Genomic DNA, 16,060 nt, shown 5'->3' with positions numbered 1-16,060 from the left:
CGCGAAGGCAGCGCTGCCGCCATGCAGCGTGGCCACCTCGCGCACGATGGACAGGCCCAGGCCCGAGCCCCCTGCGGGGCTACCCGGGCACCGGTGAAAGCGTGCGCCCAGGTGGGGCAGCTCGGACACGGGCACGCCGGGACCGTTGTCTTCGATCTCGACACAGGCGTGGGCGCCATCCAGCCGCAGCCGCACCGTGACACGGGCGCCGCGCCCCGCGTAGCGCAGGGCGTTGTCGATCAGGTTCGAGACCGCTTCTTCCAGCAGCAGGGCGTCGCCCCGCACCGTCGCGTGCCCCAGCTCTTCGTAGCCCAGGTCGACGTCGGCCCGCAGCGCCATGGGCACGAACCGGGTCGTCACCTCGCGCAGCAAAGGGCCGAGCGACACGTCGCTGAACGCCACCCGGGTCAGGGCGCCCGGTTCAGCGCGGGCCAGGCCGAGGAGCTGATGCACCAGCCGCGCCAGTCGTTCCACGCCTTCGCCGAGCTGCTGCATGGCCAGGCGCCGCTGCTCCGGATCGGTTTCCCGCTCGGCATGGCTCAGCTCGACCTTCAGCGCGGCCAGGGGCGTGCGCAGCTGGTGGGCGGCGTCGGTGACGAAGCGCCGTTGCAGCCCCACGGCTTCGTCCAACTGGCGCAGCAGGTCATTGAGTGCCGAGGTGAAGACGCGCAGCTCGTCGGTCAGCCCGTCGCTGGAGACCGGCGTGAAGTCGTCGCGCTGGCGAGCGCGGATCGTCTTCGTCAGGAAGGCCAGCGGCCGCATGCCGCTGCGAATCACGTCGGCAGCCACCCACATGGTGACGAGGGCCAGCATCCCGATCAGCCCCATGACCGTGACCATGAGACGCGAGGTGAGGCGGTCTCGCTTGTGGAGGGTTTCGGCAACGCTGACAACCACCGGGTGGCCGGGAACGAGATCCAGGCGGGTGACCTGAACCAGTCGCATGGCCTGACCGTCGATGACCACGTCGTGGTACTGAACGGTGTGTCCTTCGGTGTGGGTGCCAGGCGGCAGGTTGGTCTGGCCGGCAATGAGCCCTTGCGTCGGGCTGTCGATGCGAAAGAGCACGCGGTCGTGTGCATCGAACACCACGGCATCGAGTGTGTTCGGCGCGAGGTCGGCGATGAGCAGGCCATTGTGGGGCCTGATGAGCTGAGCGATGGAGCGCGCGGTATCGAGCAGCCATTCATCGTACGCTTCCTCGCTGAAGCGGCTGGCCAGCTGGAAGACGATGACTGCGGCAGCGATTGCAAAGAGAACCAGCACCGCGCCCATCCGGCGCGCAAGCCGGCGTTGGAGTGTGCTACCTCTCACGCCTCGGGCTCCTGCTCCAGCAGATAGCCCAGCCCCCGCAGGGTGCGGATGCCCAGACCGCTGCCGGAGAGCTTCTTGCGCAGCCGATGTACCAGGATGTCCAGCGCATTGGCGCTCATGTCCTGCTCGAAGTCCGTCAGTCGGGCGATCAGCGCTTCCTTCGGCTGAATCTGGCCCGATCGCAGGACCAGCATGCGCAGCAAGGCGAACTCGCGCGCGGTCAGGCCCATGTCCTGCCCGTTCAAGGTGGCGCGGCGGGCGGCCGTGTCGAGCGACAGCGGGCCCAGCGCCGCAACGCTGCTGTCCCAGGCGCCCTGACTGCGACGGATGAGCACGCGCAGGCGGGCCTCGAGCTCCGGCAGGTCGAAGGGCTTGGTGAGGTAGTCGTCGGCACCCAGATCCAGCCCGGTGACGCGGTCCTCGACGGCATCGCGTGCAGACAGGATCAGCACCGGCAGCCGCACCCGACGATGCCGCCATTCCCTCAGCAATGTCAGGCCATCACCATCCGGCAGATTGAGGTCGAGGATCACCGCATCAAAGGGCTGCACCGCCACGGCGGCACGGGCATCGGCGGCCGTCGAGACCGGGTCGACCGCATAGCCGCCGAGCCGCAGCGTGGCGGCCAGCCCGGCGGCCAGGGGTGCGTCATCTTCAACAAGGAGCAGGCGCATGCAAGGCCGTGAAAGGTTCGTGAAAGGAAGCGGCAGGAGACTGCGCCCCGGTCAGTTTGCCACCGTCGGCGACTCGACCGGAAGTCATGCGATCTGGTCTTTGTGCTGTCATTCTCCTGATGTCCGGCGCCCTTGCGGCCCACGCTGCCCCGGCGGACGGGGCCCCGGCCGGCCCGCCGGGTGCGTCATGGACGCTGTCTGCCGCGATGGCACGGGCCGTGGAGGCGGGGCGCGATGTGTCGTCGGCCCGACGGGCGCTCGAAGGAGCCCGCGCCGACCTGGTCACGGCCGGTGTCACGCCGGCGATGCAGCTCAGCCTCAACACGCTGGCCATCAATCCCAGGCAGATGGGTCACGGCGGCCCCTGGTCCCGCCCGTTCGACACCATCCTGCGTCTTGAGCAGACCCTGGAACGGGGTGACAAGCGTGCCTGGCGCACAAAGGTGGCCGAGGCCGGCGTGGCCGCGGCGAGTCTGGACGTTCAGGCGACCGCCCGCTTGCAGTCGGCCGCGGCGGCCGAGGCCTACTGGCGCCTGAAGCTCGCCCAGGCCCAGACCGACATTGCCCGAGACAACGCGCGGCTGGCCGCGCAGGGCCGCGACATCGCGCTGGAGAGGCTGGCCCGTGGCGATCTCTCCAGGCTGGAAACCACCCGGCTGTCCGTCGAGGCCGACCGGGCGGCCAACGAGCAGGCTCAGAGCGAGCTGCAGTTGCAGCAGGCCCGCCAGCGCTTGCGCCAGGTGCTGGCGCTCGAGCGCGACGAGCGCGCAGCCGCACTGAGCGCGGACGATCCCTGGCCCGATGACCAACGGGCGATCCCGCTGGATCACGCCATGATCCAGGCCGCCGTGGCCCGTCGACCTGAAGTGCGCGCCGCTCAGGAGCGAATGGCCCAGGCAGAAGCGGCCGTGTCGCTGGCCGAAGCCCAGCGCAAGGCCGATGTCACGGTTGGCGTGCAGTTCGAGCACGATCCGCCCGTCGGGCAGCGCCTGTGGGGCATTGGCGTGTCGGTGCCGCTGGGGGTGGCAGACCGCCAGGCCGGCCCGCTGGCCAAGGCGCTGGTCCAGCTCGAAGACGCCCGTGCCGAGCACGAGCGCACGCTCGCAGTGGCCCAGGCGGAACTCGAGAACCTGCTTGCGGCATGGGAAACCGCCCGCACGCGATTGACGCGCATCGAGCGGCAGTTGCTGCCGCAGGCGCGCGAGGCGCTCAAAGCCAGCGAGTACGCCCGTACTCAGGGCGCGCTGGGCCTGCAGGACCTGCTGGATGCCCGCCGCACGCTGCACGCGGTGGAGCTCGAACACGTTGCCGCACAAGCCGACCACGCCATGGTCCGCTCCACCCTGGCTCTTCTCGTCGACGCCCCGGGCCTGCCCGGTGCCGACCTCTCTGCTGCTCACGTCGTTACCCCATGAACAAGACCTTCCAGCTGTACGCGGGGGCCGCGGCCGCCGTGGTCGGCCTCGCCGTGGCCGCCTCCCGCTTTGCTCCCGACCAGGCGGAGCCAGAGACCCCCGTCGCCTCGGCGACGACCCGGATCGCGCCGGACCAACTGCGCTATCCACCCGGTTCACCTCAACTGGCTCACCTGGCGATCCAGCCGGTGAAGCGCTCCATTCCGCCGCTGGTCGAGCCGCTGCCGGCACGCCTGGTGCCCGATGAAGACCACACCGTGCGCGTGTTCAGCCCCCTGCCCGGAAGGGTGGTGGAGGTGGTGGCCCGGCCCGGCCAGCTGGTGCGGGCGGGCGATGTCCTGGCCTGGGTCGTGGCCCCGGATGCCGCGGCGGCCGTGGCCGATGCGCGCAAGGCCGAGGCGGACCGTGACAGCCGTGAAGCGGCATGGCGGCGCGCGCAGGGCTTGAATGAGGCGGGGGTGATCGCCACGCGGGAGCTGGAAGCGGCTCGGGCCGAGGCCCGTGTGGCGCAGGCCGAGCTGGAGCGTGCCTCGGCCCGGCTGCGCAGCCTGGGCTCGGTGGCCTCCGACGGGCGCTTTGCGCTGAGGGCGCCGCTGGCCGGCGTGGTGGCGTCCCGGCAGCTCAACCCGGGGCAGGAGTTGCGCCCGGATGCGGCCGATCCGGCCTTTGTCGTCACCGACCCAGGTCGACTCGATGTGGTGGCGGATGTGCCGGAGGCCGACGCCAATGTCCTGCGCCTGGGGCAGACCGTGCGCATCGAGGACGATGGCCATTCGCTGGCGCCCATGAGCGGCCGCATCGTGCACGTGGGCAACATGCTGGACGCCGCGACCCGGCGCGTGGCGGTGCGTGCGCACATTGCCGAGCCGGTTCCGGGCGCGCGCCCCGAGCTGTTCGTGCGCCTTGTTCCGCTCGCAGACGGCGCCGAAGCCGCGGTGGAGGTGCCCAACAGCGCGCTCGTGACGGTCGGCGTTCAGGACTTCGTGTTCGTCGAGCGCGCGCCGGGGCTGCTGGCCCGCACGCCGGTCACCCTGGCCCACCGTGGCCGCCTGGTGAGCCATGTCCGCGCTGGCCTCAAGCCGGACGACCGCGTGGTGACGCAGGGCGCCATCCTGCTCGAAGCTGAACTGGCATCGGACGACTGACATGCTCGACAAGATGGTTCGTTTCGCGCTGAATCAGCGCGTCTTCGTGGTGCTCGTCATCGGGGCATTGCTTCTGGTGGGGGGCTACGCGGTGGGCAACCTGCCCGTCGAGGCCTTCCCCGACGTGCAGGACGTGCAGGTCCAGATCATCACGGCCTACCCGTCCGGTGCGCCGGAGGAGGTCGAGCGCATGGTCTCGCGGCCGATCGAGGCCGAGATGAGCGGCGTGCCGCGTATCACGCAGCTGCGCTCGGTCTCGATGACCGGCCTGTCGGTGGTGACCCTGCTGTTCTCGGATGGCACGGATGATTACTTCGCGCGCCAGCAGGTGCTCGAGAAGCTGCAGAACGTGAGCCTGCCTCCGGGCACCACGCCCCAGCTGGCCCCCCTCACCACCGCGGTGGGTGAGGTGTTCCGCTACACCCTGCGTGGTCCGGCCGGCATGCCGCTGTCCGAGCTGCGCACGCTGCAGGACACGGTGGTGCGGCCTGCACTGCGCCGCGTGCCCGGCATCGCCGACGTCGTCACCATCGGCGGCGCCCTGCTGGAGGTGCAAGTTCGGGCCCGGCCCGACGCGCTCACCAAGTTCGGCATCTCGTTGTCTGAACTGCAGGCCGCGCTGGCCAAGGGCAGTGCCAATGCCGGCGGCGGCGTGCTGGTGCGCGGCGACGAGGCGCTGGTGGTGCGTTCGCTGGGACTGTTCACCTCGCTGACCGATGTGCGACGCACCGTGGTCGCCGCGCGCAACGGCACGGCCATCACCGTGGACGATCTGGCCGAAGTGGCCTGGGGCGAGCGTGAGCGCTCCGGCATCGTGGCGCTCGACCGCGACAACGACGTCGTCGAAGGCATCGTGAACATGATCCGCGGCCAGGACCCGGCCAAGGTGATCGCCTCGCTGGCCGGTGGGCTCAAGGAGCTCGAATCACGGCTGCCCAAGGGCGTGCACATCGAACGCATCTACGACCGCCGCGACCTCATCGAACACACCGTGCACACGGTGGCCGAGAACATGCTTGTGGGTGCCGTGCTGGTGGTGGCCATTCTGGTGCTCTTCCTGCGCAACTGGGCGGTCGCGCTGATCGTGGCCAGCGTCATCCCGCTCTCATTGCTCACCGCGTTCACGCTGATGCACCTGAAGGGGATGTCGGCCAACCTGATCTCGCTGGGCGCTGTCGACTTCGGCATCATCATCGACTCGGCCGTGGTGCTGGTCGAAGCCTTGATGGTGCGGCTCACGCTGGATTCGGCGGAGGGCGCCGCGCGGTCCGACCCGGCGCACCGCCTGATCGCCTTGCGCCAGACGGCCACCGCCATGGGCCACCCGATCGTGTTCTCCAAGGGGATCATCGTCCTGGCCTTCCTGCCCATCTTCACGTTCCAGCGGGTCGAGGGCAAGATCTTCTCGCCGATGGCCTTCACGCTGTCGTTCGCGCTGGCCGGCGCCGTTGTCCTGACGCTGACCTGGGTGCCCACGATGCTGGCTTTTCTCCTGGGTCGCCGCACACTGCTCGAAAAGCACCTGCCGTGGATGGACAGGCTGAAGGATCAGTACATGCGCTCGCTGTTGTGGTGCCGCGAACGCAGCCGCATGGTGATCGTGGGTTCGGTGTCGGTGCTGGGTGCGGCCCTGCTGCTGGTGCCGCTGCTGGGCAGTGAGTTCTTGCCCAAGCTCGATGAAGGCAACCTGTGGATCACGCTCAGCCTGCCGCCTTCCAGCAGCATGGCCTCGACCCGCGCGGTGGAGTCCCGTCTGCGCGCCATCCTGCTGGAGACCCCCGAGGTCCGCAAGGTCGTGACGCACATTGGACGCCCCGACGACGGCACCGACCCCAAGGGACCGAACAGCATCGAGATGCTGGCCGACCTCAAGCCCCGGGGCACCTGGCGCTTTGCCGACAAGGAGGCGCTGATCGCCCATCTCGCCGGCCGCATGACTGTGATCCCGGGCGTGCACCCGAACTTCAGTCAGATCATCCAGGACAACGTGGAAGAGGCGCTGTCGGGCGGCAAGGGCGAACTGGCCATCAAGATCTTCGGTCCCGACCTCGAGGTGCTGAGCCAGAAGGCCGATCAGGTGGCGTCCGTGCTATCCGGCATCCGGGGCGCTGCCGACGTCGAGCCCATCCGCATCAGCGGGCTCAGCGAGGTGTCGGTGCTGCCCGACCGGGATCGCCTGGCGCGTTATGGCGTCACCATCGAAGACTTCAATGCGGTGGTCGAAACCGCGCTGGGGGGCCGCACGGTCAACACCTTCTACGAGGCCCGGCGCAACGCGAACGTCACCCTGCGTTTCGACCGACCCTATCGCGATGCCATCGAGGCCGTTGGACGCCTGCCAGTGGCCCTGCCCGGAGGCGGCAGCGTGCCCTTGTCCGAGCTGGCCTCGGTCTCGGTGCGACAAGGCCCGACGCGGATCTCGCGTGAGGCGGGCGGACGCATGGTGCACATCAAGGCCAACCTGCGTGGTCGAGATCAGGGCAGCTTCGTGGCCGAAGCCCAGGACAAGGTTGCTCGCACGGTGCACCTGCCCCAGGGTTATTCGATGACGTGGGGCGGCCAGTTCGAGAACCAGCAACGGGCGCTCAAGCGCCTGCTGGTGGTCGTGCCGCTGTCACTGGGCGGCATCTTCGTGCTGCTGTTCTGGGCGTTCCGCTCGGTGCTGCGTGCCACGCTCGTGCTTGCCATGGTGCCCTTCACCCTCATCGGCGGCTTCGTCGCCCTCGGCCTGGCCGGCATGCACCTGTCGATCTCGGCGGCAGTCGGCTTCATCGCCGTGGCCGGCATCTGCGTGCAAAACGGCGTGATCCTGGTCGAAGAGGTGCAGTCCAAGCTGGACAACGGGCTGAGCCGCAGCCAGGCCATCGTCCAGGGGGCAGTCGTGCGCTTGCGGCCCATCCTCATGACGGCGCTCATGGCCGGGCTTGGTCTCTTGCCGGCCGCCTTGTCGCACGGCATCGGCTCCGAAACACAGCGACCGTTTGCCCTTGTGATCGTCGGCGGCATCATTTCTGCCACCGTGTTCACGCTGCTGCTGCTGCCTACCCTGCTCGGCGTGTTCGAGCCGGAGTCCGAAGCATGATGCCCGTGACGGCCGAAACCGCCGTCCACTTCGACTACCGGGCGTTCTGGCAAGAAGCCGGTGGGACGCAGGGGGCCGACGCCCACTGGCAGCTGCCCCGGGCTTTGGAGCGTCGCCCGCTGGAAGAAGTGGACGCCCGCAAGCGTGCCATGTACCGACGCCGCTATCTGGCGCTTGACGGCATGGCACAGGCCATCCGGGCCGACTGGGACTGAGCAGGGCAGAGGCCCACCTGGCGCGGGGCCCGCGTTGACCTGCTATCGTTCGGTCCGTGCCCCCAGTCCGACCCATGAACGACGCCCTCCCCAAGCCCCTGAAGCGGGTGAACGTGCCCAGGCTCTCAGACGCCATCGTCCAGCAGATCGAATCGATGATTCTGGAGGGCAGCCTGAAGGCGGGCGATGCGCTGCCTCCCGAGCGGTCCCTGGCGGAGCAACTCGGCGTGTCGCGGCCTTCACTGCGCGAGGCGATCCAGAAGCTCGCCGCCCGCGGGCTCCTCATCAGCCGCCAGGGCGGCGGCACCTACGTGTCCGACCAGCTGGAAGCCAGCTTTTCCAGCCCCTGGCAGAGCATGGTGGCCAGCCACCCCGAACTGCGCCGTGACGTGCTGGAGTTTCGACGGATGCTGGAAGGCAGCACGGCGCGCTATGCCGCCGAGCGCGCCACCGAGGCCGACCTCACGCGCCTGCGAGCCGTGGTCACGACGCTGCAGACGGCGCACGCGGCCAAGGACCTCGGAGCCCTGTCCAAGGCCGATGCGGCCTTCCACCAGGCCATTGCCGATGCGGCGCACAACGCGATGTTCAGCCACCTGCTGGCCAGTCTGTTCACGATGATGCGCACCCACGTGCACGACAACATCGCGAACCTGTTCGCTGTCGGCACGGTGTCGAGCGATCTGCTGGCGCAGCACCTGGCGATCTTCCATGCCATCGAGGCGCACGACCCGCCCGCCGCGCAGGCAGCGGCCGAAGCCCACATCGACTTCGTGGACCGCACGCTGGTGCGCATGCGCGACGAGAGTGAGCGTGAGGCCCGCTCGGTGCGCCGCGCAGCCGTGCAGGGCGGCAGCCTGCCCGACCCCTGGCGCGAGCGGTGAAGCGGCGGCCGCCCGGCGGCGGCCCCTTCCTTACTTCGACGCCGGGTGGGGCACGCCGCGTGCATCGATGCGCACGGTCTCCATGCGCCATGACGCCACGCCCCGGCGGTTCACGTCCATCCATAGCAGGGCGCCCGTGTTATTGAGCGGCTTGGTGAAGCCGTCGAACACGAAGTTGCCCAGGCTGTAGATCACAGGCTTGCCGTCGATCATCTCCGTGTCCTGGACCAGGTGGGGGTGCGTGCCGACCACGGCCGCCGCACCCGCTTCGATCATGCGGCGTGCCAGCGCACGTTGCCGCGCATGCGCCTGCTCATTGTCTTCCTGGCCCCAGTGCATGAAGGGGATGACCACATCGGCCCGGGCCCGCGCCAGGCGGATGTCGTGCAGCACCTGTTCATCGTCGCTCCAGGCGATGCCGGCGTGGTCGTCGCCCGCTTCGAAGCGACGGGGGAACATCTCGTTGTAGGCGATCAGCGCGATGCGCACGCCCTTGCGCTCGATCACCTGGACCCGGTGTGCTTCGCGCAGATTGCGGCCGCCGCCCACATAGGGCAGGCCGGCACGGTCGAGGCGCGTCAGCATCTCCTCGAACGCCTCAGCGCCGTAATCGCCCGAGTGGTTGTTGGCCAGAGACACCACATCGACATGCTTCTGCAGCACCGGCAGCACGCGCGGATGCGCCCGGAAAGTCCAGGGCTTGGCCAGGGCCTTGCCGCCGCGGGCGATCACGCACTCGAGGTTGGCGATGCGGAGGTCGGCCGTGGCCAGCCGGGTGGCGACCGCCGCGAACGGGTCACCGCCGCGGCGGATGACCTGCCCCGGCCCGTCGGCCAGCATCACGTCGCCCATCCAGGCCAGCCGCACGGTGGGCCCGGCGTCGGTCATGCTGACCTGGGGCGCAGGCGAGGGCGCGGCCACCACGGATGGGACGGTGCCGTCCACATCGGCTGTCCCGCGCGGCGTGGCGCCTGAACGCACCAGAGCGCAGCCCCAGGTGAGCTCGCGCCCCAGGTAAGGCGAGTACACGCGCTGCCAGCCGCTGAGGCGGGGGGCCCACGCATCGGCGTCGGTGAGGAGGCCGACGGCGTCGGTGGACGGGGCCGGCCAGCTCACCTGCTGCAGCACTGCGGGGCCTTCCTCGGCTTCGGTGTCGGTGACGGTCACCGTCGCATGGGCAGCCTGCATGCTTTGGCCCAGCAGCACGGCCTTGAAACGGAAGCGTCCGCGCACGTCCGCGGCCCTGGGGGCGTACGGGTCGGCCGCGAGGGGCGATCGCACCAGCTGGGTGTGCCCCGCCACGCGCAGCGCGCACAGCAGTTCTGGAAAGGCCGAGGGCGTCGGTTCGGCAGCGGCGCTGTGCGCGACGCCACCCCACATCACCAGGGCCAGGGCGAGGGCGGGCCGCCGCGGGCGGGATGCGGACGGGCGGTGCGAGGCAGGAGCAGCGTGCATGGCAAGGAGCGCAGGGCGCGGGGTGCGAATTTGCGCGAGAGCATACGCCGGTCGGGCGCAGCGTCGGGAAAGGTTTCCACACCCCGAAATGCGGTGACGGCATGGATTTCACGGACAGCGATGAAGGGCCGGGCGGCCCATGCTCGTCACGTGAAACCTCCTGCCTTGCCATGCTGCGTGTCTCCTCCGTCAACCTGAAGATCCTTGCCCACACGCTGGAAGTGGAAGGCCAGGACTCGCGCGATCTGCTGCGCCGCTGCGGCCTGTGCGCGATGGAGGAGTTGCCCGAGGACGGCGAGTGGGCGCCGCTTGCGCAGTTCGACCACATGATGGCCGCTGCGGCTAATGCCGACGGCGAGAGCGCTTCCTAGCATGGCCACTCACTGAACCGCACACCAGAAAGGGATCCATGGCCAGCACCCGTCGTCAGTTCGGACAACAGCTTCTTGATGCCGCAGCGGCATGGGGCCTGCAGACCGTCGGTGCGACGGCCGGTCTGGGGCGCACGGTGGCCCTGGGTGGTGTCGCGGCGGCCGCGGCCCAGGCGGCGCAGGCCGCCGCCGGGGTGGACCACGTGCGGGCGCTCGTGGTGGGCACCGGCTATGGCGGCGCCGTCACGGCGATGCGGCTCGCGCAGGCCGGCGTGCCGGTCACGATGCTGGAGATGGGGCAGTTGTGGAACAAGCCGGGCGCCGACGGCAAGGTGTTCTGCAACAGCCTCAAGCCCGACGAGCGGGCCATGTGGTTCTCGACCCGCGCGGCCGCGGTGACGACCAGCCTGTTCAACATCCCCATCCACATCAAGGTGCCATACGGGGCCGGTGTTCTGGACGTGCTGCGAGCACCCAACGGGGCGATGGACGTCTACGGTGGCCGTGGCGTGGGCGGGGGCTCGCTCGTCAACATGGCCATCCTGATCACGCCGCAACGCGAGGTGCTGCGGACCCTGATGCCGGCCGGCTTCGATGTCGACGACTTCCTGCGCCGGCTCTGCCCCCGGGCGCTGGCACAGCTGAACCAGAACCGGATTCGACCGGCTTACTTCGAAGCAAGCCCCTATCACCGCTACGCGCGCGTGAACCGGGCGGCCCTTGCCAGGGCGGGCTACAGCACCGAGTTCCTCGATTGCGGCTACGACTTCCAGTACATGGAGCAGGAAGAAGCCGGTCTGGTGCCGAAGTCGGCGCTCGGCATGGAGGGCGGCTATGGCAACAACCATGGCAAGCGCGACCTCACGAAGAACTACCTGGCCGATGCGCTGGGCACGGGACGGGTGAGCATCCGCGCCCTGTCGTCCGTCAAGCGCATCGAGCAGGCCCCCGATGGACGCTACGTGGTCACGGTCGAAGAGATCGACGCGCTGGGCAACCTGCTGCGCCGCTATGCATTGAGCTGCGACCACCTGTTCCTGGCCGGCGGCAGCATGGGCACGTCGGAGATGCTGGTGCGCGCACGCGAGACCGGCACGCTGCCCAACCTCAACCGTGCCATCGGCACACAGTGGAGCGCCAACAGCGACATCTTCGTGGTGCGCGGCAACCCGGTGTGGAATCCCACCGGCACGAAGCAGTCGCTGGTGCCGGCCACGGGATTCCACGCCCGGGATCAGGATGGTCTGCCCGTGTTCTCGATGAACATTCCGCTCCCGCTGGGCGTGGAGTCCTGGACCAACATGAACATCGTCATGACGCAGAACCCCGAGCTCGGGACGTTCGCGTATGACCCGGCCACCGGCCGCGCCGTGCTGAACTGGAACGGACAGAACGCGCCGGCCGTGCGCAGCGCCCGGCACGTGTTCGACCGCGTGAACCAGGCGGCCGGCACCCACTACCGCACCGACCTGTTCAGCGGCAAGACCTTTGCCGACAGCACCACTTACCACCCGGTGGGCGGCTGCCCGCTGGGCAAGGCCACCGATCTGTTCGGCCGCGTGGCCGGCTACGAACGCCTGTACGTGATGGACGGCGCCCTCATCCCGGGCGCCCTGGTGGCCAACCCGGCCCTCACCGTTGCCGCACTGGCTGAACGCAACATCGAGCACATCCTGCTGCGCGATTTCTGACCCGCCCATTTCAAACCCCTTGGAGGAGCCATGATCCCATCTTCAACCCTTGACCGCCTCACCTCGGTGCCGGCCACCTTGCGTGCACTCAGCCTGGCTGCGGCCGCGCTGTGCCTGGCTGGCACCGCGACCGCGCAGACCACGACGCTGGGGACACGGGGCACCACGGCCCAGGCCCTCACACCGGTGACCAGCAACGCAGGCGCGGTGTGGAAGGCGTACTCGCGGGCTGAAGAGCACCCCGGCTCCATCACGCTGCCGCTGCAGTTCATCACCACCCGCAGTGGCCACAAGCTGGCGGTGCTGGTGTCGGTGCCGGCCGATGCGCAAGGCAGGCCCGTGCCAGGCGCCTTTCCGGCCATCCTGACCCAGACGGCGTATCGCATTGACGTCGGCCAGTTGCTTGGCTCGGTCTCTGGCACGGGCAACACCTTGCTGGTGGGCGGACAGGACCGCTTCATGAACCGGCGTGGCTACATCTCGGTGGCGGTCGACGTGCTCGGCTCCGGCATGTCGAGCGGCGAGGCGGCCCTGCTGGGTGAGGCCGAGCAGGCCGCGTACGCCGACGCCGTCGACTGGATCACGAAGCAGCCCTGGTTCAACGGCAACCTGGGCCTGGCGGGCACCTCGTTCCTGGGCATCACCAGCCTGCAGACCGCCAAGCAGCAGCATCCCGCGGTGAAGGCGGTGTTTGCGCAAGTGCCGATGGGCGACGCCTTCCGTGGCACCGTGGGCCCGGGCGGCCTGCTCAACGCCAACTTCATCAGCATCTGGCTGCCGCTGACCCATTCGCTGAGCGTGGCCAACGACCTCGCGATCAAGAGCAACCCGGCCTACGCGGCGCAGATCGAGGCGGCCAACCAGCAGCACATTGCGTCGATCGACAGCTGGTACCTGCCCACTGTGGGCAATGCGCTGGCGGGCAAGCCGGGCTATGCGACGGACGATGGCACATTCTGGTCGGTGCGCTCGCCCATCGAAGGTGCAAGCCGCATCAAGGTGCCGACCTTTCTCGTGGGCAGCTCAAACGACATCTTCCAGCGCGACGAGCCTCTGCTGTACGAGCAGATCAAGCAGAGCGCCACGACCAAGCTGGTGATCCTGAAGGGTGCCCACATCCAGGCGGTGCTGGCTGCCTCGAGTGGCGCCGACAACCTCACCGCCCGTGGCGCGCCGGGCTCGGCCTCGCTGATGCTGCAGTGGTTCGACCAGTACCTGCGCGGCATGGACACTGGCGCCGCCGCGCTGCCCAACGTCACGCAGTTCGTGGAAGGCTACGGTGTGCTGGGCAGCACCCGGTACGCGCGGGCCACCGACTGGCCGCATCCGCAAATGAGCCCGCAGCGCATGTACCTGCGCGGCAGCGCAAAGCTGAGCGCACTGAAGCCCACCACGGTGGAGGCCGCCCGCACGGTGAGAGAACCGGCCGCCCCCGTCATCACCTACGAGAAGAGCGAGGACGGCACGACGGTGAAGGCCAAGGTCCAGATCAACGATGGCAGCGACTGCTCGAGCAGCTTCGTGCAGTGGTCGCTGGGCTTGCCGGGCCTGCTGCCAAAGGCCTGCTACACGAACAGCGCCGTGGTCGAGCGGGCGCAGGGCGCGGTGATCTATGAGACCGAGCCGCTGCAGAGCGACCTCTACCTGAACGGGCCCATCCAGGCTGACATCTGGATGTCGACCACGCGGTCCGACGCCGCCCTGGCCGTGCGGGTTGACGATGTGGATGTGTTCGGCAAGGCCACCCCCATCAGCACGGGCCTGCAGTCGGCCGCCTTCCGGGCGGTCGACCCGATGCGATCGCGGCATGTCAACGGCGTCATGATCCAGCCCTGGCATCCGTTTACCGAGGCTTCGCGGCTGGCCGTGATCCCGGGCCAGCCGATGCTGGTGCCGGTGGAGGTGTTCCCGGCTGCGGCCCTGGTGCGCAAGGGTCACAAGCTGCGCATCGCCATCAGCGCGAGCAACCAGGCCATGGGTGTGTGGCCCGCGCCCCAGCAGTCCGGGGCGCTGGGCAACGTCACCACGATCTACAGCGACCCGGCTCGCCCCTCCAGCGTGGTGCTGCCCGTGGTGCCGACCAGTGCCCTGAACTGAGGACGCTTTCTCAGCGCCCGCCGCCGTGCTTACTTGGCGGTATGGCGGCGGCCCGTTCCTCAAGAAGGTCTGTTCCTGCCCGAAATACCTGGGAGATCACCAGGAGACGAGCGTCATGAAGGCACTGAACAACTTGAAGATGGGCCGGCGGCTGGGGCTCGGCTTTGCGGTGGTGCTGACGCTGGTGGTGTGGATCTGCGCGCTTGGCTGGTTCAAGCTGCAGTCCACCCGCGAAGGGGGCGACCGCGTGGCGGCGGTGAGCGCCGTGGCCGAGATGGCCGAGCACTGGCACAGCCTCACCACCTTGAACGTGACCCGCACACTGGCCATCGCCAAGTCGGGCAACAACGACGCGGTGCAGGCGCAGTTCGGCAGCCAGATCAAGCAGACTTCGGCCGAGATCTCCAAACTGCAGAAGGCGCTGGAAGAGGGCGCGAACACCGACGAGGAGCGGGCCACGTTCAAGGCCATTGCGGAACACCGCAAGGCCTACGTGGCGTCCCGGGACGAGGCGTTCAAGCGGCTGAAGGCCGGCGAACCCGAAGCCGCGGCCTTCATCGACCGCGAGATGATGCCGCTGGCCGAACGTTATCTGGCCGCCATCGCGGATGTGGGCGCCAGGAAGCAGGCCAGCGCAGAAGCCATTCAGAAGTCCGTGGACGATGAGGTAAGCGCAGCACAGATGTTCATCCTGACGCTGGGCGGCGCGTGTCTGCTCATCGGTGTCCTGGTGGCGCGCGCCATCACCGTGTCCGTTACGGGCCCGCTGGCCCATGTGGTGAAGGTGACCAAGGCGATTGCCGACGGTGACCTGACCCGCTCGTCGCGCATCGAAGGGCAGGACGAGGTGTCCGAGGTGCTGCGCTCGCTGCAGGCCATGCGCCAGTCGCTGGGCGGCATCGTGCAGGAGGTGCGCTACTCCACCGATTCCATCCGCGTGGCCAGCAGCGAGGTGGCCTCCGGTGGCATGGACCTGTCGAACCGCACCGAGCAGACGGCTTCAAGCCTGCAGGGCGCCGCCTCGTCCATGGAACAGGTGGCCACCGGCGTGCTGCAGACCGCCGAGTCGGCCAGCACCGCAGCCGATCTGGCCCGTCAGGCGGCGGGTGCCGCCCAGCGCGGCGGCGCCGTGGTGTCGCAGGTGGTCACGACCATGGGCGAGATCAACCAGCGCTCGCAGAAGATTGTCGACATCATCTCGGTGATCGACGGCATCGCGTTCCAGACGAACATCCTGGCGTTGAACGCCGCCGTGGAAGCTGCGCGAGCGGGTGAGCAGGGTCGCGGCTTTGCCGTCGTGGCCGGTGAAGTGCGTCTGCTGGCGCAGCGCTCGGCCGAGGCCGCCAAGGAAATCAAGTCGCTGATCGGCGCGTCGGTCGAGTCGGTCGAGGCCGGCGCACGGCTGGTGGAAGAGGCCGGCACGTCGATGGGCCACATCGTGACCGCGGTGGAGCAGGTCAACCACATCATCAACGAGATCACCGAGGCAACCAAAGAGCAGTCGGCCGGCATCTCGCAGGTCAACCGCACCGTGGGCGAACTCGACGGCATGACGCAGCAGAACGCTGCCCTGGTCGAGGAGTCCGCCGCGGCGGCGGCCAGCATGAAGGACCAGGCAGCGCGGCTGGCTGAACTGGTGTCGGTGTTCCGGGTGGAAGCATCCCGGGCCACGACGGTGTAAGTAGCACGCGGGGGCCATCGAGAGGCCCCCGCTTGT

At 68.9% G+C, this 16,060-nt stretch carries 12 protein-coding genes; 9 read left to right on the top strand and 3 right to left on the bottom strand.

The window, feature by feature from the left end; genetic code table 11:
* Both Q0Z44_RS10380 and Q0Z44_RS10375 read right to left on the bottom strand, forming a co-directional pair.
* The coding region (locus Q0Z44_RS10380; protein WP_298012341.1) for a sensor histidine kinase at positions 1-1,314 on the bottom strand (1,314 nt) is incomplete at its 3' end.
* Positions 1,311-1,988 (bottom strand): response regulator, encoded by a 678-nt coding sequence (locus Q0Z44_RS10375; RefSeq protein ID WP_298012339.1) that lies wholly within the window; start codon positions 1,986-1,988, stop codon positions 1,311-1,313. The genes Q0Z44_RS10380 and Q0Z44_RS10375, both read right to left, overlap by 4 nt.
* 119 nt (positions 1,989-2,107) lie before the next feature.
* On the opposite strand from Q0Z44_RS10375, the gene Q0Z44_RS10370 reads away from it, so the two are divergent.
* From Q0Z44_RS10370 to Q0Z44_RS10350, 5 genes are all read left to right on the top strand, one after another.
* The gene (locus Q0Z44_RS10370; protein WP_298012336.1) at positions 2,108-3,403 is read left to right on the top strand and encodes a TolC family protein; all 1,296 of its coding nucleotides are present in this window, start codon (positions 2,108-2,110) and stop codon (positions 3,401-3,403) included.
* Positions 3,400-4,548 (top strand): efflux RND transporter periplasmic adaptor subunit, encoded by a 1,149-nt coding sequence (locus Q0Z44_RS10365; protein ID WP_298012333.1) that lies wholly within the window; start codon positions 3,400-3,402, stop codon positions 4,546-4,548. The genes Q0Z44_RS10370 and Q0Z44_RS10365 overlap by 4 nt, the downstream gene beginning before the upstream one ends.
* Before the next feature lies 1 nt (position 4,549).
* On the top strand, positions 4,550-7,630 hold the full coding sequence (locus Q0Z44_RS10360; protein ID WP_298012329.1) for a CusA/CzcA family heavy metal efflux RND transporter: 3,081 nt from the start codon (positions 4,550-4,552) through the stop codon (positions 7,628-7,630).
* The gene (locus Q0Z44_RS10355; protein WP_298012327.1) at positions 7,627-7,845 is read left to right on the top strand and encodes a DUF535 family protein; all 219 of its coding nucleotides are present in this window, start codon (positions 7,627-7,629) and stop codon (positions 7,843-7,845) included. The genes Q0Z44_RS10360 and Q0Z44_RS10355 overlap by 4 nt, the downstream gene beginning before the upstream one ends.
* A 74-nt stretch (positions 7,846-7,919) precedes the next feature.
* Complete coding sequence (locus tag Q0Z44_RS10350; protein WP_298012325.1) at positions 7,920-8,729, top strand: FCD domain-containing protein; 810 nt, start codon at positions 7,920-7,922, stop codon at positions 8,727-8,729.
* Positions 8,730-8,759: 30 nt separating this feature from the next.
* On the opposite strand, the gene Q0Z44_RS10345 is transcribed toward Q0Z44_RS10350, so the two are convergent.
* Positions 8,760-10,184, bottom strand: coding sequence for a CapA family protein (locus Q0Z44_RS10345; protein ID WP_298012323.1), 1,425 nt, complete (start codon positions 10,182-10,184; stop codon positions 8,760-8,762).
* Between the two features lie 170 nt (positions 10,185-10,354).
* On the opposite strand from Q0Z44_RS10345, the gene Q0Z44_RS10340 reads away from it, so the two are divergent.
* From Q0Z44_RS10340 to Q0Z44_RS10325, 4 genes are all read left to right on the top strand, one after another.
* Positions 10,355-10,555: a hypothetical protein gene (locus tag Q0Z44_RS10340; protein WP_298012321.1), complete on the top strand. Its 201-nt coding sequence runs from the start codon at positions 10,355-10,357 to the stop codon at positions 10,553-10,555.
* 38 nt (positions 10,556-10,593) lie between these two features.
* Positions 10,594-12,246 carry a GMC oxidoreductase gene (locus Q0Z44_RS10335; RefSeq protein WP_298012319.1) on the top strand — a complete coding sequence of 551 codons (1,653 nt, stop codon included), beginning with the start codon at positions 10,594-10,596 and terminating at the stop codon, positions 12,244-12,246.
* 30 nt (positions 12,247-12,276) lie between these two features.
* A complete protein-coding gene (locus tag Q0Z44_RS10330; RefSeq protein WP_298012317.1) occupies positions 12,277-14,343 on the top strand; it encodes a CocE/NonD family hydrolase in 2,067 nt (688 codons plus the stop codon).
* 115 nt (positions 14,344-14,458) lie between these two features.
* Positions 14,459-16,024, top strand: a complete 1,566-nt coding sequence (locus Q0Z44_RS10325; protein ID WP_298012315.1) for a methyl-accepting chemotaxis protein — start codon at positions 14,459-14,461, stop codon at positions 16,022-16,024.
* Positions 16,025-16,060 lie beyond the last annotated feature (36 nt).

Source organism: uncultured Aquabacterium sp., assembly GCF_947366995.1.
In the GTDB taxonomy this organism is placed as follows: domain Bacteria; phylum Pseudomonadota; class Gammaproteobacteria; order Burkholderiales; family Burkholderiaceae_C; genus Aquabacterium.
Note: the sequence above shows the minus strand (reverse complement) of the source record. Positions and strands in the feature narration are given on the sequence as shown.

What these genes read in the sequence shown, in the direction of transcription:
- Q0Z44_RS10375 (WP_298012339.1), bottom strand. Translation starts at nt 1,988, where the DNA reads ATGCGCCTGCTCCTTGTTGAAGATGACGCACCCCTGGCCGCCGGGCTG.
- Q0Z44_RS10370 (WP_298012336.1), top strand. Translation starts at nt 2,108, where the DNA reads ATGTCCGGCGCCCTTGCGGCCCACGCTGCCCCGGCGGACGGGGCCCCG.
- Q0Z44_RS10365 (WP_298012333.1), top strand. Translation starts at nt 3,400, where the DNA reads ATGAACAAGACCTTCCAGCTGTACGCGGGGGCCGCGGCCGCCGTGGTC.
- Q0Z44_RS10360 (WP_298012329.1), top strand. Translation starts at nt 4,550, where the DNA reads ATGCTCGACAAGATGGTTCGTTTCGCGCTGAATCAGCGCGTCTTCGTG.
- Q0Z44_RS10355 (WP_298012327.1), top strand. Translation starts at nt 7,627, where the DNA reads ATGATGCCCGTGACGGCCGAAACCGCCGTCCACTTCGACTACCGGGCG.
- Q0Z44_RS10350 (WP_298012325.1), top strand. Translation starts at nt 7,920, where the DNA reads ATGAACGACGCCCTCCCCAAGCCCCTGAAGCGGGTGAACGTGCCCAGG.
- Q0Z44_RS10345 (WP_298012323.1), bottom strand. Translation starts at nt 10,184, where the DNA reads ATGCACGCTGCTCCTGCCTCGCACCGCCCGTCCGCATCCCGCCCGCGG.
- Q0Z44_RS10340 (WP_298012321.1), top strand. Translation starts at nt 10,355, where the DNA reads ATGCTGCGTGTCTCCTCCGTCAACCTGAAGATCCTTGCCCACACGCTG.
- Q0Z44_RS10335 (WP_298012319.1), top strand. Translation starts at nt 10,594, where the DNA reads ATGGCCAGCACCCGTCGTCAGTTCGGACAACAGCTTCTTGATGCCGCA.
- Q0Z44_RS10330 (WP_298012317.1), top strand. Translation starts at nt 12,277, where the DNA reads ATGATCCCATCTTCAACCCTTGACCGCCTCACCTCGGTGCCGGCCACC.
- Q0Z44_RS10325 (WP_298012315.1), top strand. Translation starts at nt 14,459, where the DNA reads ATGAAGGCACTGAACAACTTGAAGATGGGCCGGCGGCTGGGGCTCGGC.